Below are 23,667 nucleotides of genomic sequence, written 5' to 3' on the forward strand. Positions count from 1 at the left end.
CTTTGTATGCACCTTAAAAACTTGCCTTTATTTTCACCCCCCCCCCCCCCCCCACAGCGCGCACAGCAAGCTAGACCCTTGCACTAAAACTTTTCGCCAATACCCCCCTATTTATTTTCCAGCCCTTAGGGTGTGCCTGTGATTTGGCTCATCCTTGCAGGAGGCGTTTTAGGCGTTTGTCTCATCTTTTTAAACAAATGGTCATCCGAAGATGTAGCCCCCACGCCTAGCCCTAAAAACCCCCAAGAAGCACACACAAACCATACCCCAAGCGATAGAGTTGAGCACAACAAGAACGCCTTTATAGAAACGACAAAGGAGAACAACCCCCCATGCACTGAAAACAACCCTCAAGACGCGCACGCAGAGCATGCGCTCAATGATTTGGCAAAGTTTAGTTGCGAAAAACCCCATGGGTATTTTGATGAAAGAGGCAATCAAGGAACTAAAAACATGCAAAAAGGCAGCACATACGAAGAGTTTATCGCTAAAGAATATGCCAAAAATGGCTATGACCCCATTTTTCACCGCGATTTAGGCAAGAGTGATCAAAAAATCGATCTCATTTTGACCAAGGGCGATGAGGTGCTTTTGATCCAGTGCAAAGACTGGAATTTAGAAACGGGTTATTGTGTTGGTTTGGACTATGTCAAATCGTTTTTGACAAGTTGCGATGCCCTAGAGAAAACCCAGTATCGAGGCAAAAATTGCCAAAGACTTTTGGTGCTCTCTAGCCCTGTGCTAGAAAAAGAGGCGTGGCAATTTATCAAGGATCACGCCCAAGATTTGCGGGTGGATTTTAAAATCACAGAACACAAGAAAGGCGTTGAAATAGACACAGATTACGCCACAAAATACAGAAATGCCGTCAAGGCACACTATGCAGGTAAGGGGTTTAGCGTCAAAGACTATAGCGCAAACAAGGCGCGCGAAGGCGAGATTTTAGCCTTCACGAGGATTCATTTGGTTTTGAGAAAAGACAAACAAATTGTCTTGGTGCAGTGCATCAACTGGAATCCAGAGGGCACACACAAAGTCGATCGCGAGCGTTTAGAAAAGTTTTTAGAGGATTGTCGCGGCTATAAAAACCATTTGTTGAGAGATGACTATGGGCAATACAAGCGATGTTTCTTTAAAAACATTGTCGTGCTCAATAGCTCTAAATTGCTCACCCAAGATGCCATTGATTTTATCAGGAGTCAAAAGGATCAAGAAGAGCATGAGCGGGTGTTTTATGAGGTGCTAGAACCCTCAGCCAACATGGACAAGGTGAGTAAGTGTGAGATCAGGAGGAAAAATGATTTTTAGATTGACTAGGGGTAACAAATTAATACGGATTGGTTTTATTGCGTTTGCAATGATGGGTTTTATGGCTACTAGCTTTTATGGTTGTAAAAATAGTAAATCTGAAAGTCTTGATGATGCATTGAAGTTGTGCGAAGGGTATGCAACTGGCAGTGGATCGCTCAAGCAATCCCCTGAAAAAGCCATCAACTATTGCCAAAAGGCTATCCGTATGGGGAACATACAGGGAGCTAGTGATGAGAGCAAAAAGGTATTGCATGCCGAAAAAATCCTCGTTACTCTGTATGAGTATGAAAAACGGTCTTTGGATCAAAAAATCTCTCAGATATCGCGCAGTGCTGTTTTAGATTTAAGCAAGCAAACAGGAGAAATTAACCTCGAAGCTATTATGCCAAAAGATTATCCCAGCCACGGATGGGTGCATGGTGCATTAGGCGATGCCCTATTACAACTAGGTTGTTTTTATGAAAGCTCATGGAGTTGTATGGTGGGTTCAAGAACAGAGTTAGATCCACAAAGGGCAAAGGCTTTTTTTAAAAAAGCCGCAGAATTGGGCAATAAAACAGCCCAAGAAAAGCTAAAAGAACTTGGGGTCTGGTTGCACCAAACCCCAAAAAACTAAATCTCAAATCTAAATCTTACAAGGAGCAAAAATGTTAGTTGTGTTGAAAAAGCGTGTGTGGCAAGTGGTCTTGCTGTTGGCAATGGTTTTAGGGGTTTGTTATGCCAATAGTCAGGCAGATGAGTATTACAAAATGGCAAAGTCTTACGATGAGAATAAAGACTACTCTAAAGCCCTGCAATACTTGCAAAAAGCTGCGGATATGGGGGATGCTAGGGCTTATTACACTTTGGGAGTGTTGTATACACAAGGCGAAAAGGTTGAGAAAGCCTACTTCAAAGCTGTGCAATACTTCCAAAAAGCCGCAGAGATGGGAGTTGTTGAGGCTTATACTAATTTAGGATTAATGTATAACGATGGCAAAGGTGTTGCCAAAGACTACTCTAAAGCCCTACAATACTACCAAAAAGCGGCAGAAATGGGGAGTGCTAATGCTTATACCGACTTGGGATTGATGTATGCAAAAGGTGAAGGGGTTGCAAAAGACTACTCTAAAGCCCTGCAATACTTCCAAAAAGCTGCAGAGATGGGGAATGCTGATGCTTATAACAAGTTGGGATTAATGTATGACATGGGCGAAGGGGTTGAGCAAGACTACTCTAAAGCTCTGCAATACTACCAAAAAGCTGCAGAGATGGGGAATGCTGATGCTTATAACAGTTTGGGGATAATGTATAACATTGGCAAAGGGGTTGAGCAAGACTACTCTAAAGCTCTGCAATACTACCAAAAAGCTGCAGAGATGGGGAATGCTTTCTCTTATTACAATTTGGGAGTGATGTATAAAAAAGGCTATGGTGTGGGTCAAGATAAAGAAATGGCAGACCAGTATTTTAAAAAGGCTTGTGATTTGGGAGACCAACAAGGTTGTAACAATTTAAAGCCCTAGCCCCTTAAAGAATGAAGCTTAAAACTTCATGATGCCAAGTTTCAAAAGTGGATTTCAAAATAAAACCTTACAAGGAGCAAAAATGTTAGTTGTGTTGAAAAAGCGTGTGTGGCAAGTGATCTTGTTGTTGGCAATGGCGTTAGGGGTTTGTTATGCCGGTCAAGCGGATAGAATCGTACAACAAGGATGGGATGCCTACAAAAACCAAGACTATGAGCAAGCCTTTGAAAACTTTCAAAAAGCAGCAGATATGGGGAGTGCTGTAGGATATTTAGGTTTGGGTGTGTTGTATGGTAGGGGAGAGGGTGTAGATAAAGATTACGACCAAGCCTTTGACTGTTTTGAAAAAGCCACACATACACGCAATGCTGAAGTGGCTGGAGTAGCTTATGAGGCACTTGGTGAGATGTATCTAGGTGGTCAAGGCACTGATGTCAATTGTTCAAAAGGTTTGGCATATCTTAGGAAAGCTGCGCGATTAGGAAACACTAGCGCAAGAGATGTGGTGAGAAGAATTGAAAGACACCAAAACTCCTACGAGACTCAGTGTGCAGCAGGGGCGTTCTTAAATCTATTTGGCATATCACCGGGTGATTTAGGCCAATAGAGCAAGACAGGTAAAAATGTTAAGTTGCTTAATGGTGGGGTGGAGTGGGCACGGTTGTAGGTAGCAGGAGGGACAATAAGCATGAATAATGGGAGTTGGCATGTTAAAAGAGAATGTTAAAAAATTTATGATGGAAGTCGTTCTTTGGATTGTGGGGGTAGTGGTGGCTTTAGGAGTCATTGTATGGATAATGGATAGCAGTGGTGTTTCTCTGCCATTAAAAATTGCTTTTGCTACCATGGAGCTCTTCATTGGCCTAGTTGCTGTGACCATTACAGATTTTTTCTTAAAAAATAAGAATGACATCCTTATAATTAAAAACTTGAAAACCACTATAGCATTGTCCTTAAGCATTATAATGGCTCTAATCTGCGACTCATTCCTCATCAAGCACATAGAACACTCTGGCATCACTGTGGAACACGGCGAGTCGTTGTACTATGGCATTAAACACCTTCTTAATCCCTCTAATCTTAGTGTTGATGCTCTTTTGTTCAAAGGCGCATTAGCTTTCGTCTTTGTTTTTTGGGTTATTGACTCTAGCGGCTACAACCTTTTTTCTGGCATCAATTACAGATTTTTTATTCGGTTGATTTGTCTCTTGATAGTGTGCCTCCTTTCTGTACTTAATGGTTTCATCCTCGGCTCTTTACTTTATTTGTTCCTTTAACCAAGCCATTGGGCTTTAAGGGGCTGACTTTAAGTTTGGGACACAAGCCCTTAAAAAGCGGGGGATATGTGTTTAAGGGCTAATCTGTGTTATCATAGGAGTTTTATCAATGATAAAGGACAGACATGGTCTTTGCGTTAAAAAAGTGGCGGTTTTTGGCTTTGGTGGGGTTGTTGTGTGGATTGTTGCAAGCACAAGAGGCGACTTATAAAGTTTACAACAAGGCCTTTAGCGGGCTTATCAACACCAAAGAGCAGCCCCAACTTCTCTACGATAAGGGCAGGTGGCTAGAGGGCCCGCAGGTCTTGGCAAATGGCGATGTGGCCATCAGCGATGTGCGTGCCAATGAAGCCTTACTGGTGCAAAGAGATGGCACGCATTTTCAAGTCCGCCCGTGGTTCACCCCCGCCGGGCCACAAAACGGACACGCCCTAGACTGGCAGGGGCGGCTGCTTGCCACAAATTACGGCAAAGGGGGGATTGAGCGCTTAGAAAAAGGGCACTGGAAAGTGCTTGTCGATCGCTACAATGGGCAGAAGTTCAACAGCCCCAACGATTTATGTGTCGATCGCAGGGGGCGTATTTACTTCACAGACCCCAAATTTTGGCACAACACACAAGAAAAGGAAGGCGAATATGTCTATCGCTACGACCCAGCCACGCATGAGATCAAACGCTTAAACACCCCGCTATTAAAAACTCCCAATGGAATCGCTTTAAGCCTAGACAACCAAACTTTGTATGTCGCCGACAGCGAGCTAGCCCACGACCCTAAAAATAAAGAGCTGAAGCACCAAGTCCTCGCCTACACCATCGATAACAATGGGGATTTGCAAAATCCCCGTGTCTTTGCCACAATCCAGCCGGGTTTTCCCGATGGGATTAAAGTCGATCCGCATGGGAACTTATGGGTGAGCAATGGGCATGGGATTTCTGTGTTTAACCCGAATGGCAAAATGCTGGGTGAAATCATTTTGCCCCAAGTGGTGAGCAATCTGGCCTTTAGCTTGAGTCCTAAGGCCTTGCAAATCTTGCAACAACACCAAGTTTTTGCAGCAGAAGATAGCCCCCCGCTTTTATTCGTAACCTCTGCTTCTAATCTGTATGTCTTTAAACTTGGGGCGGATTTTTGAGGGTGCGTCGCCCCTGCTGGTTGTGTGTGTAGCCTAGCTTGTCTAGGTGCTCTAAATAGGCGATGGCGTATTTGCGCGAAAGGCCTAATTTGTCTTTGATGAGCTGGACATCCAAATAGCCACTGACACGCAAAATCTCTAGCATGGCCTTTAGTGCTTTTGTGAGGGCTATTTGGGCAATAAAAACATTGTGGCAAAGCCTAATGACTTTTTTTTGCTGGCACAGGGCTTTTAAGGCGTTATCGCCCACTTGGCGTTCAATGTCTAGGTGGTCGTAAAGGTTGTAGGGGGCTTGTGGGGTGAGCTGCCCCTCTAAGAGCAGTTTATAAAGCCTCTCTTGCAGTTTATCTTGCAACTTGTCTAGCTCTAGCCCGGCTAAAAGCCACAGCCCCCGCTCTTGTTTTAACAACCCTTCTTTGGCTAAGATGTCAAAGGCCAAGTTGGCTAAGTGGGGGCTGATGTAGCTGTGTTTAGAATTGAGGCTTTTTGCGCTTAAAAGGGCTTGGGGGTTTTTAGCGTAAATGTTTTTGAGCGTATGGATCACATTTTTAAGGGTTTCTTGAGGGTAAAGGACAAAGTCCCTTGAATCGAGCAAGACACCTTTCAAATCTCTAGCGATTTCTAAGGCGTGCTGTTGCGTGCAACCAAAGCGTTGCATGGAAGAGAGCAGGCCAAAGCCCTTTTTATGCGCCCTCACAAGCAGACTAAAGGCTGTTTTTAAATCCCCCTGAGCTAGAGCTTTAAGCAGGGGTAGCTTTACAGGTTTTTTAAGCAAATCCACAATGGGGTTTAACACCTTCGCCGCCCCCCACACCCGCTGGTTAATGCTAATGATGGCTGTGTCTAAATAGCACGCAAAAACGGGCGCATCTAATACCAAAGTGGCGTAGGGGTATTCCAACACCAACACGCGCGCGTTTAGCTTGTGGGTGCCAATTTGCACGCCCACGCTTTGGTTGTGCTTGAGCGGGTCTTTATCATAGGTGCCAAGCAGGACATCTAGCCTGTCAAAGCCACGTAAATACCCCTTAGTGGTTAAAAGCATCCCCACCTTTAAATCTTGGGCTTTAACCCCTTGCAGTTGCAGGGCGACTCGCTCGTGTAAGCCGACTTTTTGCACCTCTTGGCCGTGCTGGTGCAAGGTTTTTACCCCCACCGCTTGGTTTAAAGGCGCGATTAAAAGCTTATCGCCCTTTTGCACGCACCCCCCCCACACGCTCCCGCTCACTGCCACCCCACGCCCGGGCAACACAAACACCCGATCGACATAGAGCCTAAAGAGTTGCTCTAAATCCAAGCCCGCTTGGCGTTTGCTAAAGGGGTAGGTGTTTAAAAAGTCTTTGAGGGTTTGGATACTTTCTAAATCATAGACACTACACGCCAACACCCCTAAAATGTTTAGGTGGTAGGGCTTTAGGGCATGGCAGATGGCTTCCTTTGTGGCCTCAATATTAAGGCATTTATCCGCCTTAGAGAGCACCAAGATGCAGGGGATTTTTAATAAAGAGAGTACCAAAGCGTGCTCAAGACTTTGCTCTTTTAAACCCTCGTTGGCATCGACAACAAACAGCCCCGCATCAAAACCAAAACTGCCCCCCACCATGGTGGAAACTAGGCTTTTGTGTCCGGGCACATCAATAAAGCCTAGAGTGCGCCCCGGCATTTTTAAACTGCTAAAGCTCAGATCAATGGTGATTCCCCTCTCTTTTTCGTGCGCACTGGTGTCGCCCTCAAAGCCCGTTAAAGCCTTGATGAGCGCGCTTTTGCCGTGATCGACATGCCCACAAGTGCCTAAAAGAAAATAAGGGGGGGTCAATGCCGTGTGGGCTGCAATAAAACTTTAATCCCCCCCTTTAGCACGAGGGGATTATTGACATCGCTCACCCGCACAAAGCGGACTTTATCACCAATGTGCAAGCTAATCTTTTCTGTGGGGTTTTCAGCGGCCATGTATTTGATGATGTGTAAAGACGCATCAAACAAGCTCACCTGCGGCTGCCAAAGAGAAGCATTGGCAAAGACCAATAAACGCCCGGGGCTGGTGATGTCTAGCCAATACTCCCCACTGATCTCTTTAAGCTCTAGGGCGTGTCCTGTGGGGATTAGGGGCGTGGCGTGGGCTAGATGGGGGGTTTGCACGCTAAAAGAGTAGGCCCAATCTTTTAGGCTCTTGCGTTCTAAATCCACAAGATTAAAGCCGTATTTGGCAAAGAGTTTAGCCGCGAGCGTGGGGTCTAGAGCGTATTCGGTGTTTAAGCTAAAAGTGGCGCTGCTGGTGTCCTCTTGGCGTTGCACTTGCAACACGCTGAAATAGGCATACCCCATAGAAGACAACACGCTTTGGATGGTTTTGAGCAAGAGTAGGGGGGAAGTCTTGGCAACAAAACGCACCTGCAACAAAGCGGGGCGGTCAAATTTTAAGGGCAAAAGCCCATTGTCTTTAAGAGCCACCAGCACTTTTCTAATCCGCAACGCCCCCTGATCATAAAAAGCGGCCCGATCCTCAAAAATCCTACGGATAAAATTTTGGTTGGTTTGGTAAAACGAGCGATCCATGAGGCTTTTGATTTTAACATCGAGCACATCGGCGCTTAAGAGGGCGCACAAAAGCACGCCAAATAAAAATCCCCTCACTGACTGCGTTCTTTGTAGTGGGCTAGGCTCAAGCGTCTAAAGCCCCTCTTGGGGGTGTATAAAAGCCGTACCGGTTGGGTGCGGTTAAAGTCTAAGTGTTTGTTCCCCGACTCAACGGACAAGTGCCCATGGCCAAAGGCTAAGAGCCAACTATGCCCCTGTGTGTCGAGGGTAAAAGGCTCTTTTAAGACCATTTGGTTTTTTTGTTTTGTTTTTAGATCAATGGTCTCTACCCACAAATCCCCCTTTGGAGTGATGAGGATTGTGGGGTATTCCGTTTCTTTGGCCTCACTTGGGGCGCTCTTTGCCGGCTCTGTGCTTGGGGTTGTTTGGGGAGTGTCTTCTTTAGGGGTGGTGGCTGGTTGCGCCGTGTCTTTTGGGGTTTCTTCGCCATTTGTTGTGCTGGGCGTGCTTGGTGCGGCTTTTTGCGCACTGGTTTCTGCACTTGGCTGGGGCGTTGTGGCAGCTTTGCTCTCAGACTCTAAATTGTTGCTAGGCGTGGGGGTTTGTGCTTTGCTTTCTGGGCTTGCGTTGGTTTGTGTTTGGAATCCATGTTGTCCAAAATAAAAGACCAAAGCCCCTATCACAAGCACAAGGGGTAAAATAAAATACAACTTAGAGGTTTTGGGCTGTGGGCTGTGGGCTATGGGTTCGCCCACTCTCTTGGTGTCTAAAAAGGGAGATGGGCTCTCTTGTGTGGGCTTGGGCTCTTGGCGTGGCTCTTGGCGTTTTTCTTGAGGTGTTGGCGCGCTCTCTAATTTTGCTTTGGCTGTGGGGGGTTCTTCTTTTTTGGGTTTCTCTGTGGTTTCTAGTGGCGCGGTGCTCTTGGATTTGTCAAAGGGGGCGTTTTTGTCGTACTCCACTAGCCATTGGCTTAAATCCACGCCGTACTCTTTTTCAAAAATCTGTAAAAAGCCCACAGCATGCACTCTCTGCACAGCGCCAAAGTCCTTTTCTAAAATGGCTCGAATCTTGGGGTTTGCAAGCTTGGTGTCTTGCGCAATCGTTTTAATGCCCTTTTGGGTCAAAAACGCCAAAGTTTCATTTAATTTGTTTTCTTGTTCGTTCATTTTCTTGCCCTATCCATAATAATAGCCCCTGCTACACTCACATTTAAGGAGTCTGTGGCCTGTTGCATACAAATGTGCAACAAACCATCCATTTTTTTAACGATCCTTGATGCCAAGCCCTCCCCCTCAGCCCCCAGAAACACCGCCAAACGGGGCGCGAAAGCAACCCGGCGCACATCTTCGCCCTTTAGGTGTGCCCCATAGCACACCACTCCCGCCCCCTTAAGCTCACAAATCGCATCCAAAAGATGAGGGCACACGCAAAAAGGCACGCCATAGAGCGCACCCAAACTCGCCCTAACCAAACCCTCATAGGGCAAAGGGCGATCGATCACCACGCCCTCAAAGCCTAGAGCCGCTACACTGCGAAACAACGCCCCCACATTGCCTACATCGCTAAGGCCACACAGCACTAACAAGCGGTCGTAAGTTTTGAGCGTGGCTAAATCGCTTAGGACGGGGGGGATCACTTTTGCCAAAAAGCCCTGATGGTTACCCCCCCTAGCCATCGCTTGGGCTTTTTTAAAGTCTAGGCGCACTATGGGAGATTTGATGGCCTTAAATAGGCTAAAGGTCTTGGGGTCGATGTCTTTGGCTAAATAGATTTCTTGGAGTGTATTAGGGTGGTTTTTAAGCATGTGTAGGACCACTTGTTTGCCAAAAACGACCATTTAACCCTCTAAAGTTTGGGCGTAAAGGGTTTTAGGGGCTGTGTGGGTGAGCTGGGCTAGTAACTTCGCCTTGATCTTAGGGGGCAAAGACATTTGCATGATTTGCGTGTAAGACAAACTGGGCTCGGCTTCTTCTTGGCAATTTAACACCAAAACCCACTCGCCAAGCAACGCTTTAGACCCGTGCAAGGCCTTGAGCTGGGCGGCGACTTGTGGTACAGAGCCTTTAAAACGCTGTTCGTGTAATTTACTCACTTCTTTTGTGGCAAATAAATAAGAGTGGCTAAAAAGCGCACTCAGGTCTGCGAGCGTGTCTAAAAGTCGCTGCGGGCTTTCGTAAAACACAAACACCCCCGTCTGCCCCTTTAATTTTGCCAAACAAGCGCAACGATCCTTAGCCTTTGGGGGCAAAAAGCCCACAAAGTTAAACCCCGCACTCTCAAATCCGCTTGCGCTGTACGCCCCCACGCACGCACTCGCCCCGGGCAACACTTCGTAATCGATGCTATGCTCTTGGGCAAAGGCGACCAATTTAGCCCCCGGATCGCTCACGCAGGGCATGCCCGCATCGCTGATAAACACAACCTCTTGCTCTGTAAAGAAACTTGGGGGAGTTTGGCGCAAAAAGGTCTCTTGGTTGTGGGAGTGGAAGGGCAAAAAACACTTGGGTTTGGCGTTTTTTAGGGGAGTCGCCCAAGCCTGCTCCTTGAGTAAAAACAAGAGCCGTTTGCCAACTCTTACATCCTCGCACAAGCACACACCACAGCCGGCTAGGGCCTCCAAAGCCCGCCAAGTGATGTCTTTTAGGTTGCCAATAGGGGTTGCGCTGAGAGTGAGCAATTTATTGCATTTTGTATTTTTGTTTAAAGCGTTCTACGCGCCCGGTGGTGTCGGCGATTTTGTCGCTACCAGTGTAGAAAGGGTGGCAAAAGCTAGAAATGTCGATTCTTAGCTCGCTTTTGGTGCTTAAAACTTCAATTTCTTTGCCGCTTGTTACGCAGGTAACCTTGCATGGTACATATTCAGGGTGGATGCCTTTTTTCAAACTAAATCTCCTCAAGGTTTTAGCCGATTATAGCTAATCTTTGCTTAGTTTTTATGGTTTTGCTAAAATGGAGTGCAATTTTAAAATAAAGGATGCCCATGCCCCTTGTGAATATCAAAATCACAGAGGAAAACACCCTGGTAACGCCCGAGCAAAAAAAGGCTCTCATTGAGGGGGCAACAGAGTTGTTGGCAAAGGTTTTAAACAAAAATAGAGCCACAACGGTTGTCATTATTGAAGAGTTGAGTCCTGATAATTGGGGCATAGGCGGGCAAAGCGTGCGTGAGATTCGCCAAAGCACCAAAAAGTAAAACCCTAGCCCCTGTTTTGGCGTTTAGCCTTTTCAAATTCGAAGATCGTCTTGGCCTTCTTGATTTTATCTAGGCTTAGGGGGGTTAAAACGCCCTCAATGTTTAACACGATCTCTTGGCCTTGTGCGCTCTCTAACACTCCTTTTAAGCGGGTGTTATCCACGAGCTTGCATTCAAGCAATGCGCCCAAAGACAAGGCGAAATGGCGGGGTTTGCTAAGGGTGCGCTCCAGCCCCATGGAGCTTACCTCTAAAGTGTAAGGGCCTAAGTTTGGGGCATGCACATCTAAGAGCGGAGAGAGAAGAAGGCTTGCCTCTTGGCACACATCTAGGCTTGTAGGGCCGTTTAACGCCTTAATGCTGATTCTTAAAATGTCGGTTTGGTTTTCTTTTAAAAACGCCACATCGTAAAGGGCGCAGTCGATGCCCTCTAGGGTCTTTTCTAAAATCTCCTCTAGTGCCAGTACATCCATCATTGAGCTCTTATGCGCGCAAAGAGTGCATCGAGTCTTTGCTGTTGCTCTAAGCTTTCATCGATCATAAAGACAAAATTTGGGCATTTAAACCACCCACTCACTTGCAAAACGTGCGCCTTAAGCAAGGAGGTCGCCTTCTTTAAGGCCTTGAGACTTTCAGCTCTCTCCTCTGCGTTTAAAAACACCCCATCAATGTAGGCTTGGGCGTGGTATTTGCCCTTCGAGCAATGCACCTTTGTTAAAGTCAGTCCGCTTAAGCGGGGGTCATCTAGTGCGCTCAAAGCCTCTTGTAAATACTCTAAAAGCCCCGCATCTAGGCGTTTGGCATGGATATTCTCCATTAAAGCACCCTTGTTTTATGAATTTCTTTAAAGCTCTCAAAGACATCGCCCACCCGCACATCGTTGTAGCGATCGAGCATGATCCCACACTCATAGCCCTTAGAAACCTCAGCCACATCGTCTTTAAAGCGTTTTAAGGACACGATTTTACCCACATGCACCACCACGCCCTCACGGATTAGGCGCACTTTGATGCCCTTGTTGATGACCCCATCGACCACCATACAGCCGGCGATCGTGCCGACTTTGGGGATCACAAAGGTCTCTCGCACCTCTGCTTGGCCTGTGTCCTCCTCCTCCACAACGGGGCTCATCAGTCCGCCCACAAGGGCTTTCATGTCATCGATGAGGGCGTAAATCACGCTGTAAGTCTTGATCTCCACGCGAAGCTCTTTGGCTTTAACACGGATATTGCCCGTGGGGCGGATGTTAAAGCCCAGCACCAAAGCGTGGGGGTTGTTCGCCACTAGGCTTAAATCATTCTCGCTGATCGAGCCCACCCCCGCGCTAATCACTTGCAAGCTCACTTCCTCATTGTTAAGGGCCAACAGGCTGTGTTTGATCGCCTCTAGGCTGCCTTGCGTGTCGGCTTTGAGCACAATGGGGATGTTTTGCAATTCTTTATTGGCGACCATAGAAGCCAGTTCATCTAAATGCACTTTTGTACTCTTGCTTAGGGCTTTTTGGCGCAAATAAGTTGCCTTTTTGTGCGCCAAACTCCTTGCGGTGTTTTCGCTATCCACCGCCACTAAGACAGAGCCTGCCATCGGCACTTCACTAAGCCCCGTGATCACCGCTACCTCTGAGGGGCCTAGGGCTTTAATGTTTTTGCCTTGATCGTCTGTCATGGTGCGCACCTTGCCAAAGGCGATGTCGGCGACCACGGGATCGCCCACTTTGAGCGTCCCATTTTGCACGATCACGGTCGCCACCGCCCCCCGCCCCTTCTCCACGCTGCCCTCTAAGACCACTGCCTTAGCCGTGGTGTTAGGCGATGCCTTAAGCTCCATGATCTCAGCTTGGATCAAGATCGTTTCTAAGAGATTGTCGATGCCCTCGCCTGTTTTAGCCGAAATGGGGATGAACTCAAACTCTCCGCCCCAATCTCTAGGGTTAAAGCCAAGCTCGGCACACTCTGCCTTGAGTTTATCCACATTGGCGTTTTCTTTATCGATCTTGTTCATCGCCACGATGATTTGCACGCCCGCTTCTTTGGCTTGTTTAAACGCCTCAATGGTTTGGGGCTTGACCCCATCATCGGCAGCGATCACAATGATCGCAATGTCAGTAACCTGTGCCCCCCTTTTGCGCATTTGGCTAAAGGCTTCGTGTCCGGGGGTGTCGATGAAAGCGATTTTTTTATCGCCCTTTTGTACCATGTAAGCCCCGATGTGCTGGGTGATCCCCCCCGCCTCACTGCCCGCCACTCTTTGGTTGCGGATTTTATCTAGCAAAGAAGTTTTGCCGTGATCGACATGCCCCATGATGGTGACGACAGGGGCGCGCTCGCTCAAATCCTGCTCGGTTTGCTCGGTTTGTGTGGCTTCCTCTACGAAAACCTGCGTGCTCTCCACCGCCACCTCTAAGCCAAACTCTGCGGCCAAAATCTCAATGGCATCTTTGTCTAAAAAGTCGTTTTTAGTCACCATCATGCCTAGATTAAACAGGGTTTTAATCACATCGGCAAGGTTGAGATTTGCGCTTTCGGCAAACTCATAGACCCGTACTTCCTCAGAAATGGTGATGCTTGCTTGCACGCTCTTTTGGGCGTTGTCAGGGCGATAAACCCGCTTCTTTTTGGTCGAACGGCGAATCCCCCCCTCGCTCATCCACGGGTTTTTACGCTGGATTTTAACCCGATCGGTCAGAGGTTTAGGGGCGGTTTCTTCGGGATTCTCTTCTTCAAGGTCCTTGACATGGAAGTCAAAGAGCATGACCTCATCTTGCTCATCCTCATAAAGATCGTTAAAACCCCTCTCTTGGGAGAAGTCTAGCTTGTGCGCGCGACTCTTTGCCCCCGGCTTGGCGGTGCTTTTGACGGGCTTTACGGATTTTTTAGGCTTTGGTTGCTCTTTGGGCTGGGTGTTTGAAACGCTCGCCCGAGCTGCTGCCCTAGCTAGAGCAGCTTCCTCTTGGTCAGTGCGCTTGACAATGCGAATCCCCCTCGTGCGCCTTAAAAGCGGCTCTGTGGTGGGTGGTGGAGGGGGGGGTGGGGGCGTGGGCGTGGCTTCTGCTTGTGGCTTGGGCTCTTGCGCCCTCACCTCTATTTTCTCCACTTTTTCTATTTTTTTCTGCACCTTTTTGGGGGTTGCTGGGGAATTTTTCTTGGGTTTTTCGCCTGTGCTGACAATCTCGATGCTGCGCTTCTTGGGGGCTGTTTGGGGCTGTTTGGTTTCCAATTTAGGCGCACTGGGGTTTTCTTGAATCTCTTGTGCTTTTGGGGCTGGCTCTTTTTTAGTGGGGGCTTTGGGCGTGGGGGGGGTGTTCTTGCTGGTGATGAGGTCGTAAAGCTTACTAGCGGTTTCCTCGTCTAGTTTAGAATTGGGCTTAAGGCTCAAGCCCAATAATTCCTTTGCCTCCTCAATCACCATTTTCACATCGGTGCGCCCAAGCTCTAACGCAAGATCTTTTAAAGGAATACCGCTCATTTTGTCCTGATCTCCTCTAACCAGCTTTGCAAATATTGTCTGTCTTTGGGGGTGTTTTTGGTTTTTAACACCTGTTTTAAAAGATTTTTGTCATCCAGGCACGCGCGGCACACATAAAAACTGCGCCCCACACCACTAAAGCGCACAATGTGTCCTTCTTGCACGCTAAAGCGTAAAAGGGTGGCCTGTGAAAAACACTTACGGCAACACACGCATGTACGCATGGCATTTTTAGAACAAAAGGCACTAGTCCTCAACCTGCACTCCTTCATTGTCAAAATCTAAAACCACAACTTTAAAATTATAATACTTTTTTTGTAACCTTGCTTGCAAATTGGGCGCGTCCTCGGTGTAACAAAGATTAAAAAAAGACGAGCCACTGCCTGAGAGCGTACTCATCAGTGCTCCATTTTCGAGGGCTAACTTTTGCACCCCATAGAGCACGGGATAAAGGCGCATGCGCCTATCTTGGTGCAAGCGGTCTTTAGAGACTAGGCGCAACAGCTCCCATTTTTCTTGCATGAAAACCATTGCCATGAGGCTAGAGCGGGAGAGGTTGTAAATCGCGTCGGTGCTGTTGTAGCGTTTAGGCAAGGCTTGGCGGGCAAACTTAGTTGAAATCGAGTGTGTAGGGATCACAACCACGGCTTTTAGATAATCTGGGATTTTTGTGCGCAGATGATAAGCCTTGAGCCGTCCGCCGACTTTTTCCACCATAGCCACATTAAACCCTCCAAAAACGGCAGGGGTTACATTGTCTGGGTGCGCCTCATAAACCAAACTCGCGTCTAAAATCTCTTCTTTGTTGAGGTGGTTATGCAAGTAATGATGGGCAGCACTCAAGGCCCCCACAATGATCGCCGAGCTGCTCCCAAGCCCCCTAGAAATGGGAATGGAGTTGTAAAAAGAAAACTCAAAATTTTCTTTAATCCCCTTTTGCGCCAAGGTTTCTTTAAAAATCTTAACAAAAATATTATCTACCAAGAATTTAGAAAACCCCTCGCCCTCACCTTGGATTCTAATGCTAGTGAATGCGGCAGGGACAACGCTAAAACGATTTTTCAACGCTAAACCCAAGCCCAAACAATCAAAGCCCGGACCTAAGTTTGCACTCGTAGCAGGCACACTAACAACCAATCCACTTCCTGATTTTCTATCTATATTCGATCCATTATATCCAAATTCTTTAAACGGGAGGCAAAAAATACAGCGGTTGGTTGTCTGTTGTGAAAACAAGGGGGTCTAAAATGGGAGGCAAGGCCATTTCACAACACATGGGCGGGTTTTCAAAGGTTTTTAACGCCACTTCTTGGTTTTGCCACACATAAAAGGATTTGGCAAAGGCCTTTATAGGAGTGTTTTCATTGAAGGCAAAGCCTAGAGCGGAGTACAAGGGCATGGGGTTTAAAAGCACCCACGCATGCACGAAAATGTGCGTGAGTTTCATCGCCATAAAGCTGCCGGGCCCTTTGACATAGTAAAGGGCTTGGATGGTGAGGTCTTGCGCTTGTAGCCACTCTAGCAAGGTCTCAAAGATTTCAATTAGAGCGATATTTGTGCGCTTATACACCTCAAAAGTGTGCAAAAGACCCCCACCCGAATCATAAGCACCGACTCTAACGGGTTCTTGCAAAGAAAGAATGAGAATCGAGCACCCTCTTGGCGCGCTTTTGGGTGGTTTAATGGTAGGCGTGCACCATTTCCAAAGATTGGGTCTGTTCAGAGCTCTTGGCTGGAGTTAGATAGACAATCTCATAAGCCCGGCTCTCCAACACCTTTTGCACAAGCTGGGCGTTGAGCTTGTGGCTGCCCATATAGGCTTGGTAAGCCCCAACCACGCTCATGCCCAAAAAGGCCAAATCCCCCATGGCATCTAAGATCTTGTGGCGTACAAATTCCTCTTCATAGCGCAAGCCCTCTTTATTGACAATGCCATGTTCGTCTAAAACAATGCAGTTATTTAAGCTACCCCCCTTTGCTAGGCCGATGGAGCGCAAGTAATTCACCTCTTGTAAAAAGCCAAAAGTCCTTGCCTTAGCGATCTGCTCCTTGTAGGCGTGTCTAGAAAAAGCGAAGCGGTAGTGTTGTTTGTCGATCGCCGGGTGGGAAAAGTCAATACCAAAATCAAAGGAGAGCGAAGAATCCGGGCTAATTTTGACGAATTTAGGCCCCTCTTCCACCCTAACCTCTTTTGTGATGCGCATAAAAGGTTTGGGGGCTTCTAACTCGGCGATGCCCGCTTCGTCTAAGAGCATGCAATGGGCGATGGCAGAGCCGTCCATAATGGGAATCTCCTCATTATCAACACGGATTTTTAAGTTGTCGATCCCATAAGCACTGATGGCAGATAGAAGGTGCTCTACTGTGGAAATGCGCGCCTGCGGGTTGGAGTGGCTGCCTAGAGTGGTCGCCATCGTGGTGTCGATCACATGGGTGCGCTCTAAGGGTATATCCACCCCTAAATCAGAGCGGTTAAAAATAACCCCGCTACCCGCTGGCATGGGCTCTAAGACCATTTTGACCGGCACACCTTTGTGCAATCCGATCCCGACTAACTCGACTTGTTTAGCAATTGTTTGTTGTTTCATGTAATGTCCTTTATGGTAACTATATCGCCATTTTTGGTAATCAGTTTTAATTTAGTGTTCTCATTAATGCGTTCCAAGTGTGTTTGGCTTAAGATTTTACCCTGAAAAACAATGTGAGCAGAATAGACATTTTTGAGCACCATATATACCCCCATGCAAATGATGATCCCCTCACATCTGCCATAAACGCTGATATTTTGTTCGGTGTAAATCTTTGCCCCGTGATTGATGTTGCCTAAAAAGAGCAGATTACAAGAGCTGTCGATCTCCTCCCCGCTGCGGATGTGCCTTTCATAGATTTGCACGCTTATAGGGGGGCTTTGGGGCTTGGGTGGCTCTTGCTCTTTAAGCTCTAAAGCTTCATAGATCATAGCGTTGTCGCTTGCTTTGCCCTTGAGCTCTTTAGGGCTGAAGATATAAACCAACTCGTGTTTTTGCAAGCTCTGTTGCACCTCAAGAGGGATAGGGTTTTTAAACAAAAGCAGGTAATTTTGCAACAAGGGGGCGTTTTTGTCAATAAATTTTAAATACTCTTGGCTGTCTGCTCCCTCCAGCTCAAAACAGCGGACTTGCTTTTGTCTTGTTTTTAGCATTGCCTCATTTCTCCCGGATTTTGTATTGCGCCTCTTGGATGATGTCATTGATATTGTTGATAAAGTGAGCATCCATCCACTCATTAGGATAAACCGGCACCCCTTGGATTAAAATATTAAAATGCACGTGGTCGTGCTTGCTGGTCTTATTTTGGCCACTGAAACCTAAAACGCTGTCAGGCTCTAGAGTGTCTCCCTTTTTCGCCAAAAACGCAGACAAACTCCCATACATCGCATACACCCCTAGACCATGCGACACAAGCGTACTCTTGCCATAACTTTCGATCTCCTCTTCTAAGACCACCCGACCCGCGTTGCTCGCTAAGATTTTAGAGTGTCTGCCAAAGAAATCCACGCCATAATGTGTAAATTCCCCTAATTTTTCTTTGCCAAAGGTGTAAATTCTGTGCGTGCCAAAAAGGGTCAAGACCCTAGGTTTATTGCCTAAAGGCCTAAAGGGTTTAAAGGCACTGGGTTCATAGACTAAGATTTTTTTTAAATCTTCTTGGATGGTTTGTTGGATGCCTAGCCTCGCATTTAATGTGTGGAAATCTTGGAGACTTTCTAGGGCGCTTTGTTTATTTTCATAATCTTTACTTAAGTCTATGGTGTATTCACGGATGGGGATCTTAGTGTTTTTGATCAATCTTAAAGGCAAGCTTGTGGTGTTATAAGCCTTGTCTCTAGCAAAAATCTGCCCCTCAAAGGTGCGGTGGCGCAAAGACCAAGGGAAGATCACGATGTAGTAGCCGTCTTTCACAAATGAAAAGACTTTAAAATCCTCAAAACCATTGTTGAACCACACCCGATCGAGCGCATCCTCTTGGACTTTAAAAATCACCAACGCGCTTCCACCATAGGTGATGTGGCGCGACTGGGCGATGGTTTGGATTTTAGGGGGCGTGGTGTCTAGCACTAAATCAAAGGTTTTGACGCTGGTATTGCCGTTAAAAAAGTTAGCGTAACTCCAATCCCGCACTTGGATTTCATAGTGCAAGCTGGTTTGGTCGTTTAGCTGGATGGTGGGTTTGGGCAACTCAAAGCTCAAGCTTGTGGGCTCATCTAAAACAATTTGGTCTTTGTCATACACGACTAAATGGTCGCTGGTGGTGGTTTTAATGTGGTAAGAGCGGATTTTAGACGGGCTTTCTAAATTGATTTGGATGGTGGATTTTAAATTCCAGTGCGTGGGGTTTTCCACCACGCTGGGTTGTGGGGCAGCCACTTTCATAGTGATCGAAATATTTGCGGTGTTTTTTTTGGTGATGGCGTAATTGTAACTCAAATACCCCCCCGCCACTAACAACACCGTTAAAACTATGCGCCACAACATCGATCCCCCCTAGAAAACATATAAAACATTCATCACAAGCAAACTGCTGCGCTTAAAACCTGTGTCTTCGCTGATAAGCTGTTGGCCGTTGCCCTTGCTTTTATAGGTGGCTGGAGTTTCAAATCCCAAGCGCAAGTAGGTGAGGGGGATTTTTGTCCCCACTTCAAAGCGCAAATGGCGGTTGTAGGTGAAGGCCACGCCTAAATTGATGGTGTAATCCACCTGCACAAGGGTGCGCCACAGCGTTTCAGGGCTGGTATAACCCTCTTGCACCACTTGCCTAAAAGCAGTGTAACTCTTGTCTTTTAACATCATCAAACCCACCCCAAAGCCCGCATACGCCCCGATGAAGTGCTTTTTTTGCTTTTCTAGGGGCGCGTCAAAGAGCATGTCCATGTTTAACGAGCCCAGCGCATAAAAGAAGCCTCCAAAACCCCTAGAAGCCGTGTCGCCATTCAAAGTGGTGTAGTTGGCAAATCCGGGGATGAAGAGCAAATCCCCATAAATACGGGTGCCAAAATAGGGGTTAAAATACTGCTGGTAGCCCAGCTCTACATTCATCATATTCGCTGCCCCACTCAACTTAGGCAACTTTTTAAACATCTCTTGTTGCTGGGGGATGCCTAGCGCCACGCTTTTGGCTTGTTGGCTATTGTAAGATTCATCGATCATGCCAAGCCCCCATCCCCCTCCCAAGAAAAACCCGCTTTTTTCTTTAGCGATTTTATAGCTCGCTGCTTTTTTAGCACGCACGCCCTTTTTGGCATGTTTAAAATGCTTGTCTAGGTAGTCTTTGGCGTATTCGTATTTAGTTTCAGGCTTACCGCCAAGGTCTTTGATCTGCCCTTTAAGGGTTTTGATCTTTTCATCAAGTTCGTGCAAACGATCGGAGTCTTTACTTTGCGTGTCTTCTAAAACTTTGGAGGGCACGACATGCAGGGCATCTTCTTGGGTTTCTTGGGTTTTTGGGGTTGGCTTAGGTCGGTTAGAGAAGGTTTTAGGAGTAGGGATTTTTTGGTTTCTAGCACGCTGGGGCTGGGGGGGCTGTGTGGGTTGTTGTTGGGTTTGTCTAGGCTGCAGGTGTTGTCGGTATTGTTGGGGCTGTTGCAATGGACCCTCCGGGAATAAATAGGGCTGGAGGTTGTATTCAGAGCCTCCCATGTGCGGGTCTTCTTCAAGCATGTCGGAAACAGCCACTAAAGCGGGCAAAGGTTGGGCTTGCACCCCAGCCCACACAAGACCCATTGCCAAAAAAATTCTCATCAAATCCCTCAGAGTAAAAAATTATAGCTGATGTAGTAAATGTTCCCGCCCGCAAAAGAATAAGAAAAGGCGTGGCTGTATTTGAGCGGTGGGATTTTAAGCGCAAGCTCGATTCTGTGGCGGGTGTTTAAGGTGAGCGCGACTCCCAAATTGACGAGCAAGCCAAAGCCATTGGGGTTGTTCTTAGCGTTGGGGTAGTCCTTATAGCCATTCCAACCCACCCCCAACCCACCAAAGACCCCCACGGCGTATTTTTTATGCTCGTCTATGGGTTTATCCATCACTAAATCTAAATTCATGGTTGCGATTTGGTAGGAGCTGGTTTGGCCCGCTTGCAACACACTTTGCGCCACCCCGCCCAAATACTCCCCATAAAAGCGCAAGCCTCCCACCTCACTACGGCCTAGATATTTTTGGTAACCCACACGCACCCCATAAAGCAGGGGAAAGCCCTTATTAGTGATCCCATTGACCTTTAAATTTGTTTCTGCCAGCACAAAGCCCAAAAACACTCCGCTTTTTTTCTTTGCCATTTTTTTATCTAACTGGGCTTGTTTGGCTTCGTAGAGTTGCCCTTTGAGCATGTAAATCGTGAATTGCTTTTCTTGGATGGCGGATCGAGCACCCAATACACACACCGCACAGAAGCATAAAACAAGGGGCTTAAAAGACATATTGATACCCGACATGCACAATCCCCCCCCACCATGAAATGTCTTTATTGGCGAGTAATTTAAACTCCAATTCCACGCGGTTATGCCCAAAGAAGTTAAAAGCCACCCCCGTGTTGGCCATCATGCCAAAAAACGAATTGGTGCTGATCCCCTGCGCGACCACGCCCACGCCCACGCCCAAAATAAAACCCACAGACAAATACCGCCCCACATAGGGCAAAACAGGGTCAATCATCAAATCTGCATTCAGAGTCGCGCTTTGGTAGCTAATGCGCCCAAAGTCTGATTGCTTAGGCACCCCCCCGATGTATTGGATATAAATGCGCCGACCCACCACATTGGGGCGGAAAGTCTTAGCAAATAACGAGGGGCGGAAAGTCTGATAACCAAAGCGCACCCCAATCGCCCACAGATAATTTAAGTTGTTGTCCATGATGGTCGCGCTGCCCGTGCGCTCCCTGATTTGGTTGTTGTAAAAAAAACCCGTGCTAAGTCCAATCATCAGGCCAGTCTTTTTTTCCGCGTCTTTAATGTCGGTGATTAGCCGTTTAATGTCCTTGTCGCTGTAAGTCTCATAAAACTTAATGTATTTATAATACTTAGGGTCTAGGTGCTCAAAATCGATCTGATCCGACCCCCACAAAAAAAGCGGTAAAAGCAAAAAGGGGGCAAAAGCCCCTCTATCCATTCTCAATCCATCACTCCAAACAGCTCAAAGTCCGCACGTGCATTTTTAGCCCTATCATAGCATTTTAAAGGTAAAATGTCCTAAAAACTAGGCCATCCATGAAAAAAATCACCCTAAACGCCTTGCATGCCAAAAAACACCCCAAAGAGGGTAATCCAGCCAGCAAAATCAGCGCAATCACGGCTTACGATGCCCTTTTTGCCTCCATTTTTGACCCCATCATTGATTTTATTTTAGTGGGCGATAGTTTAAACATGAGTTTTAATGGCAAGCCAGACACCCTAAGTGCCAACATGGGTTTAATGCTCTATCACACCCAAGCGGTGTGCCAAGGCGCAAAGCGCGCGTTTGTGGTGGCAGACATGCCCTATGGCAGTTACATCACAGAAAAACAAGCCGTAAAAAACGCCTTGCGTTTTTACCAAGAGAGCCTAGCCGATGCCGTGAAATTAGAGGGGGGAGTCAAAAAGGCCCCCATCATCAAGGCATTAGTGAGTGAGGGCGTGGCGGTCATCGGGCATGTGGGGCTGTTGCCCCAAAGTGTGCGGGGCGTGGGGGGCTATAAAATTGTGGGCAAAAGCGCGCAGAGTGCGCAAAAAGTCTTAGAGGACGCTTTGAGCGTGCAAGAGGCAGGGGCTAGCTTAGTCGTCTTAGAGGGCGTGGTGGCTAATGTGGCACAAGAAATTAGCGCAAAGCTAGAAATCCCCACCATTGGCATAGGCAGCGGGGCGGGTTGCGATGGACAGATTTTAGTCTTTAGCGACATGCTCGGCCTCTTCACAGCCTTTAAACCTAAGTTTGTGCGCACTTATTTAGATGGGGCGGGTTTGATTCAAGAGGCGTTAAAACGCTATGTCGCCGACATCCAAGCGGGGCATTTTCCTAGTGCCGATGAGAGTTATTGATGGATCGGGTGGTGGATTTAGAAAAGCTGGAGTTTGAAGAGCAAGAAAACATCAGCCTAAGACCGCATTTATGGCAGGAATACATTGGGCAAGAACCCTTAAAAAAACTCTTGCAAGTGTCCATCAACGCCACGAAAAAGCGCAGCGACACGCTAGATCACATTTTATTTTTTGGACCGCCCGGGCTTGGCAAGACCACTTTAAGCCACATCATCGCTCAAGAATTAAACACCCCCATTAAGGTTACAACCGCCCCTATGATTGAAAAGACAGGGGATTTAGCTGCCCTGCTTACTAACCTAAAACCCCAAGAAATTTTATTCATTGACGAAATCCACCGCTTGAGCCCAGCGATTGAAGAGGTGCTTTACCCGGCTATGGAGGATTTTAGGCTAGACATCATCATCGGTTCTAAGGCAGCGGCACAGACGATCAAGATCGATTTAGCCCCCTTCACGCTCATTGGAGCAACCACAAGGGCGGGGATGCTAAGCAACCCCTTAAGAGATCGCTTTGGCATGCATTTTCGCATGGAGTTTTACAGCATTGAAGAGTTGCAAGCCATCATCACGCAAGCCAGCTTGAAGCTCAAAAAACCCATTGAGCCGCCCGCAAGTTTAGAAATCGCCAAACGCTGTCGGGGCACGCCCCGCATTGCCTTACGCCTGTTAAAACGGGTGCGCGACTTTGCGGATAGCTTTAATGAAATGCAAATTAATTTAAAGACCACACAGCATGCCCTAGAAGCTTTGGGTGTGGATATACACGGACTAGACAGCTTAGATTTACGCTATTTAAACCTGCTTGTGGGGGCTAAGGGGCGGCCTTTGGGGCTAAACACACTTGCCGCGAGCATGCACGAAGATGAAAGCACGCTTGAAGAAGTCATTGAGCCCTTTTTGCTGGCAAATGGCTATTTAGAGCGCACAGCCAAAGGGCGAGTCGCCACACCTAAGACTTACGAGGTTTTGAAGTTAAACCCGATAAAACACTTTTTGTTTGATTGATGGGATGGTGGAGGATAGCGGGCTCGAACCGCTGGCCTCCTGCGTGCAAAGCAGGCGCTCTCCCAGCTGAGCTAATCCCCCAAAGAGAGTTTAAAGATGGTGGGCTTAAGAGGACTTGAACCTCTGACCTCACCCTTATCAGGGGTGCGCTCTAACCACCTGAGCTATAAGCCCTTTTAAGTCATTCAACCTAAA

Annotated in this window: 27 protein-coding genes and 2 tRNA genes; 9 read left to right on the forward strand and 20 right to left on the reverse strand. The window is 47.2% G+C overall.

The window, feature by feature from the left end; genetic code table 11:
• Positions 1 to 138 precede the first annotated feature (138 nt).
• The 6 genes from HAL07_RS00905 to HAL07_RS00930 all read left to right on the forward strand — a co-directional run bounded on the left by HAL07_RS00905 (position 139) and on the right by HAL07_RS00930 (position 5,226).
• Positions 139 to 1,308, forward strand: coding sequence for a restriction endonuclease (locus tag HAL07_RS00905; protein ID WP_053944787.1), 1,170 nt, complete (start codon positions 139 to 141; stop codon positions 1,306 to 1,308).
• The gene (locus HAL07_RS00910; protein ID WP_053944788.1) at positions 1,298 to 1,927 is read left to right on the forward strand and encodes an SEL1-like repeat protein; all 630 of its coding nucleotides are present in this window, start codon (positions 1,298 to 1,300) and stop codon (positions 1,925 to 1,927) included. The genes HAL07_RS00905 and HAL07_RS00910 overlap by 11 nt, the downstream gene beginning before the upstream one ends.
• Positions 1,928 to 2,009: 82 nt before the next feature.
• On the forward strand, positions 2,010 to 2,816 hold the full coding sequence (locus HAL07_RS00915) for a tetratricopeptide repeat protein (protein ID WP_082355792.1): 807 nt from the start codon (positions 2,010 to 2,012) through the stop codon (positions 2,814 to 2,816).
• A gap of 82 nt (positions 2,817 to 2,898) precedes the next feature.
• A complete protein-coding gene (locus HAL07_RS00920) occupies positions 2,899 to 3,423 on the forward strand; it encodes a tetratricopeptide repeat protein (RefSeq protein ID WP_053944790.1) in 525 nt (174 codons plus the stop codon).
• 88 nt (positions 3,424 to 3,511) lie between these two features.
• Positions 3,512 to 4,093 (forward strand): hypothetical protein, encoded by a 582-nt coding sequence (locus HAL07_RS00925; protein WP_053944791.1) that lies wholly within the window; start codon positions 3,512 to 3,514, stop codon positions 4,091 to 4,093.
• 125 nt (positions 4,094 to 4,218) lie between these two features.
• Complete coding sequence (locus HAL07_RS00930) at positions 4,219 to 5,226, forward strand: SMP-30/gluconolactonase/LRE family protein (RefSeq protein ID WP_053944792.1); 1,008 nt, start codon at positions 4,219 to 4,221, stop codon at positions 5,224 to 5,226.
• Here HAL07_RS00930 and selB read toward each other — a convergent pair.
• Genes selB through rpmE form a run of 6 tightly spaced genes read right to left on the reverse strand, consistent with a single transcriptional unit; the run spans position 5,204 to position 10,646 of the window.
• On the reverse strand, positions 5,204 to 7,042 hold the full coding sequence (selB, locus tag HAL07_RS00935) for a selenocysteine-specific translation elongation factor (RefSeq protein WP_082346430.1): 1,839 nt from the start codon (positions 7,040 to 7,042) through the stop codon (positions 5,204 to 5,206). The genes HAL07_RS00930 and selB overlap by 23 nt on opposite strands.
• Complete coding sequence (locus HAL07_RS00940; RefSeq protein ID WP_053944793.1) at positions 7,039 to 7,860, reverse strand: hypothetical protein; 822 nt, start codon at positions 7,858 to 7,860, stop codon at positions 7,039 to 7,041. Before HAL07_RS00940 ends, selB begins: the two co-directional genes overlap by 4 nt.
• Positions 7,857 to 8,930 carry a hypothetical protein gene (locus HAL07_RS00945; protein WP_053941613.1) on the reverse strand — a complete coding sequence of 358 codons (1,074 nt, stop codon included), beginning with the start codon at positions 8,928 to 8,930 and terminating at the stop codon, positions 7,857 to 7,859. Before HAL07_RS00945 ends, HAL07_RS00940 begins: the two co-directional genes overlap by 4 nt.
• The gene (locus HAL07_RS00950; RefSeq protein ID WP_053941614.1) at positions 8,927 to 9,601 is read right to left on the reverse strand and encodes a TrmH family RNA methyltransferase; all 675 of its coding nucleotides are present in this window, start codon (positions 9,599 to 9,601) and stop codon (positions 8,927 to 8,929) included. Before HAL07_RS00950 ends, HAL07_RS00945 begins: the two co-directional genes overlap by 4 nt.
• Positions 9,602 to 10,441, reverse strand: a complete 840-nt coding sequence (rsmI, locus tag HAL07_RS00955) for a 16S rRNA (cytidine(1402)-2'-O)-methyltransferase (RefSeq protein WP_053944794.1) — start codon at positions 10,439 to 10,441, stop codon at positions 9,602 to 9,604. It abuts the gene before it with no gap.
• Between the two features lies 1 nt (position 10,442).
• Complete coding sequence (gene rpmE, locus HAL07_RS00960) at positions 10,443 to 10,646, reverse strand: 50S ribosomal protein L31 (protein ID WP_006017939.1); 204 nt, start codon at positions 10,644 to 10,646, stop codon at positions 10,443 to 10,445.
• 98 nt (positions 10,647 to 10,744) lie between these two features.
• On the opposite strand from rpmE, the gene HAL07_RS00965 reads away from it, so the two are divergent.
• On the forward strand, positions 10,745 to 10,957 hold the full coding sequence (locus tag HAL07_RS00965) for a tautomerase family protein (protein ID WP_053941616.1): 213 nt from the start codon (positions 10,745 to 10,747) through the stop codon (positions 10,955 to 10,957).
• Between the two features lie 4 nt (positions 10,958 to 10,961).
• Here HAL07_RS00965 and rimP read toward each other — a convergent pair whose 3' ends face one another.
• The 12 genes from rimP to HAL07_RS01025 all read right to left on the reverse strand — a co-directional run bounded on the left by rimP (position 10,962) and on the right by HAL07_RS01025 (position 21,560).
• Positions 10,962 to 11,432 carry a ribosome maturation factor RimP gene (rimP, locus tag HAL07_RS00970; RefSeq protein ID WP_053941617.1) on the reverse strand — a complete coding sequence of 157 codons (471 nt, stop codon included), beginning with the start codon at positions 11,430 to 11,432 and terminating at the stop codon, positions 10,962 to 10,964.
• On the reverse strand, positions 11,429 to 11,773 hold the full coding sequence (rbfA, locus tag HAL07_RS00975) for a 30S ribosome-binding factor RbfA (RefSeq protein WP_053944795.1): 345 nt from the start codon (positions 11,771 to 11,773) through the stop codon (positions 11,429 to 11,431). The genes rimP and rbfA overlap by 4 nt, the downstream gene beginning before the upstream one ends.
• Complete coding sequence (gene infB, locus HAL07_RS00980) at positions 11,773 to 14,421, reverse strand: translation initiation factor IF-2 (protein WP_053944796.1); 2,649 nt, start codon at positions 14,419 to 14,421, stop codon at positions 11,773 to 11,775. Before infB ends, rbfA begins: the two co-directional genes overlap by 1 nt.
• On the reverse strand, positions 14,418 to 14,678 hold the full coding sequence (locus tag HAL07_RS00985; RefSeq protein WP_053944797.1) for a DUF448 domain-containing protein: 261 nt from the start codon (positions 14,676 to 14,678) through the stop codon (positions 14,418 to 14,420). Before HAL07_RS00985 ends, infB begins: the two co-directional genes overlap by 4 nt.
• Complete coding sequence (gene thrB, locus HAL07_RS00990) at positions 14,668 to 15,558, reverse strand: homoserine kinase (RefSeq protein ID WP_053944798.1); 891 nt, start codon at positions 15,556 to 15,558, stop codon at positions 14,668 to 14,670. Before thrB ends, HAL07_RS00985 begins: the two co-directional genes overlap by 11 nt.
• Positions 15,559 to 15,607: 49 nt before the next feature.
• Entirely contained in the window at positions 15,608 to 16,006 is a 399-nt protein-coding gene (locus HAL07_RS00995; protein ID WP_233702554.1) for a hypothetical protein, read from the reverse strand.
• A 94-nt stretch (positions 16,007 to 16,100) separates the two neighbouring features.
• Positions 16,101 to 17,009: a UDP-3-O-acyl-N-acetylglucosamine deacetylase gene (lpxC, locus tag HAL07_RS01000; RefSeq protein WP_053944800.1), complete on the reverse strand. Its 909-nt coding sequence runs from the start codon at positions 17,007 to 17,009 to the stop codon at positions 16,101 to 16,103.
• A complete protein-coding gene (minC, locus tag HAL07_RS01005; protein ID WP_082346371.1) occupies positions 17,006 to 17,602 on the reverse strand; it encodes a septum site-determining protein MinC in 597 nt (198 codons plus the stop codon). The genes lpxC and minC overlap by 4 nt, the downstream gene beginning before the upstream one ends.
• A gap of 4 nt (positions 17,603 to 17,606) precedes the next feature.
• Positions 17,607 to 18,935, reverse strand: coding sequence for a M23 family metallopeptidase (locus tag HAL07_RS01010; RefSeq protein WP_197271573.1), 1,329 nt, complete (start codon positions 18,933 to 18,935; stop codon positions 17,607 to 17,609).
• A 9-nt stretch (positions 18,936 to 18,944) separates the two neighbouring features.
• Positions 18,945 to 20,198, reverse strand: a complete 1,254-nt coding sequence (locus tag HAL07_RS01015) for an outer membrane beta-barrel protein (protein WP_053941054.1) — start codon at positions 20,196 to 20,198, stop codon at positions 18,945 to 18,947.
• A gap of 8 nt (positions 20,199 to 20,206) precedes the next feature.
• Positions 20,207 to 20,887 carry an outer membrane beta-barrel protein gene (locus HAL07_RS01020; protein WP_233702550.1) on the reverse strand — a complete coding sequence of 227 codons (681 nt, stop codon included), beginning with the start codon at positions 20,885 to 20,887 and terminating at the stop codon, positions 20,207 to 20,209.
• On the reverse strand, positions 20,862 to 21,560 hold the full coding sequence (locus HAL07_RS01025) for a hypothetical protein (RefSeq protein ID WP_053944802.1): 699 nt from the start codon (positions 21,558 to 21,560) through the stop codon (positions 20,862 to 20,864). Before HAL07_RS01025 ends, HAL07_RS01020 begins: the two co-directional genes overlap by 26 nt.
• 98 nt (positions 21,561 to 21,658) lie before the next feature.
• On the opposite strand from HAL07_RS01025, the gene panB reads away from it, so the two are divergent.
• On the forward strand, positions 21,659 to 22,465 hold the full coding sequence (gene panB, locus HAL07_RS01030; RefSeq protein ID WP_053944803.1) for a 3-methyl-2-oxobutanoate hydroxymethyltransferase: 807 nt from the start codon (positions 21,659 to 21,661) through the stop codon (positions 22,463 to 22,465).
• Positions 22,462 to 23,472 carry a Holliday junction branch migration DNA helicase RuvB gene (gene ruvB, locus HAL07_RS01035; protein WP_202903459.1) on the forward strand — a complete coding sequence of 337 codons (1,011 nt, stop codon included), beginning with the start codon at positions 22,462 to 22,464 and terminating at the stop codon, positions 23,470 to 23,472. Before panB ends, ruvB begins: the two co-directional genes overlap by 4 nt.
• A 5-nt stretch (positions 23,473 to 23,477) precedes the next feature.
• Here ruvB and HAL07_RS01040 read toward each other — a convergent pair.
• Positions 23,478 to 23,553, reverse strand: a tRNA-Ala gene (locus HAL07_RS01040).
• A 16-nt stretch (positions 23,554 to 23,569) separates the two neighbouring features.
• Positions 23,570 to 23,646: transfer RNA gene (locus HAL07_RS01045), tRNA-Ile, on the reverse strand.
• Between the last annotated feature and the right edge of the window lie 21 nt (positions 23,647 to 23,667).

Origin of the sequence: Helicobacter ailurogastricus (assembly GCF_001282945.1) — a bacterium.
Taxonomy (GTDB): Bacteria; Campylobacterota; Campylobacteria; order Campylobacterales; family Helicobacteraceae; genus Helicobacter; species Helicobacter ailurogastricus.

Coding starts and splice junctions, on each gene's coding strand:
- HAL07_RS00910 (WP_053944788.1), top strand. CDS start 1,298: ATGATTTTTAGATTGACTAGGGGTAACAAATTAATACGGATTGGTTTT.
- HAL07_RS00915 (WP_082355792.1), top strand. CDS start 2,010: ATGGTTTTAGGGGTTTGTTATGCCAATAGTCAGGCAGATGAGTATTAC.
- HAL07_RS00920 (WP_053944790.1), top strand. CDS start 2,899: ATGTTAGTTGTGTTGAAAAAGCGTGTGTGGCAAGTGATCTTGTTGTTG.
- HAL07_RS00925 (WP_053944791.1), top strand. CDS start 3,512: ATGGGAGTTGGCATGTTAAAAGAGAATGTTAAAAAATTTATGATGGAA.
- HAL07_RS00930 (WP_053944792.1), top strand. CDS start 4,219: ATGGTCTTTGCGTTAAAAAAGTGGCGGTTTTTGGCTTTGGTGGGGTTG.
- HAL07_RS00945 (WP_053941613.1), bottom strand. CDS start 8,930: ATGAACGAACAAGAAAACAAATTAAATGAAACTTTGGCGTTTTTGACC.
- HAL07_RS00950 (WP_053941614.1), bottom strand. CDS start 9,601: ATGGTCGTTTTTGGCAAACAAGTGGTCCTACACATGCTTAAAAACCAC.
- HAL07_RS00965 (WP_053941616.1), top strand. CDS start 10,745: ATGCCCCTTGTGAATATCAAAATCACAGAGGAAAACACCCTGGTAACG.
- rimP (WP_053941617.1), bottom strand. CDS start 11,432: ATGATGGATGTACTGGCACTAGAGGAGATTTTAGAAAAGACCCTAGAG.
- rbfA (WP_053944795.1), bottom strand. CDS start 11,773: ATGGAGAATATCCATGCCAAACGCCTAGATGCGGGGCTTTTAGAGTAT.
- infB (WP_053944796.1), bottom strand. CDS start 14,421: ATGAGCGGTATTCCTTTAAAAGATCTTGCGTTAGAGCTTGGGCGCACC.
- lpxC (WP_053944800.1), bottom strand. CDS start 17,009: ATGAAACAACAAACAATTGCTAAACAAGTCGAGTTAGTCGGGATCGGA.
- minC (WP_082346371.1), bottom strand. CDS start 17,602: ATGCTAAAAACAAGACAAAAGCAAGTCCGCTGTTTTGAGCTGGAGGGA.
- HAL07_RS01010 (WP_197271573.1), bottom strand. CDS start 18,935: ATGTTGTGGCGCATAGTTTTAACGGTGTTGTTAGTGGCGGGGGGGTAT.
- HAL07_RS01015 (WP_053941054.1), bottom strand. CDS start 20,198: ATGAGAATTTTTTTGGCAATGGGTCTTGTGTGGGCTGGGGTGCAAGCC.
- HAL07_RS01020 (WP_233702550.1), bottom strand. CDS start 20,887: ATGTCGGGTATCAATATGTCTTTTAAGCCCCTTGTTTTATGCTTCTGT.
- HAL07_RS01025 (WP_053944802.1), bottom strand. CDS start 21,560: ATGGATAGAGGGGCTTTTGCCCCCTTTTTGCTTTTACCGCTTTTTTTG.
- panB (WP_053944803.1), top strand. CDS start 21,659: ATGAAAAAAATCACCCTAAACGCCTTGCATGCCAAAAAACACCCCAAA.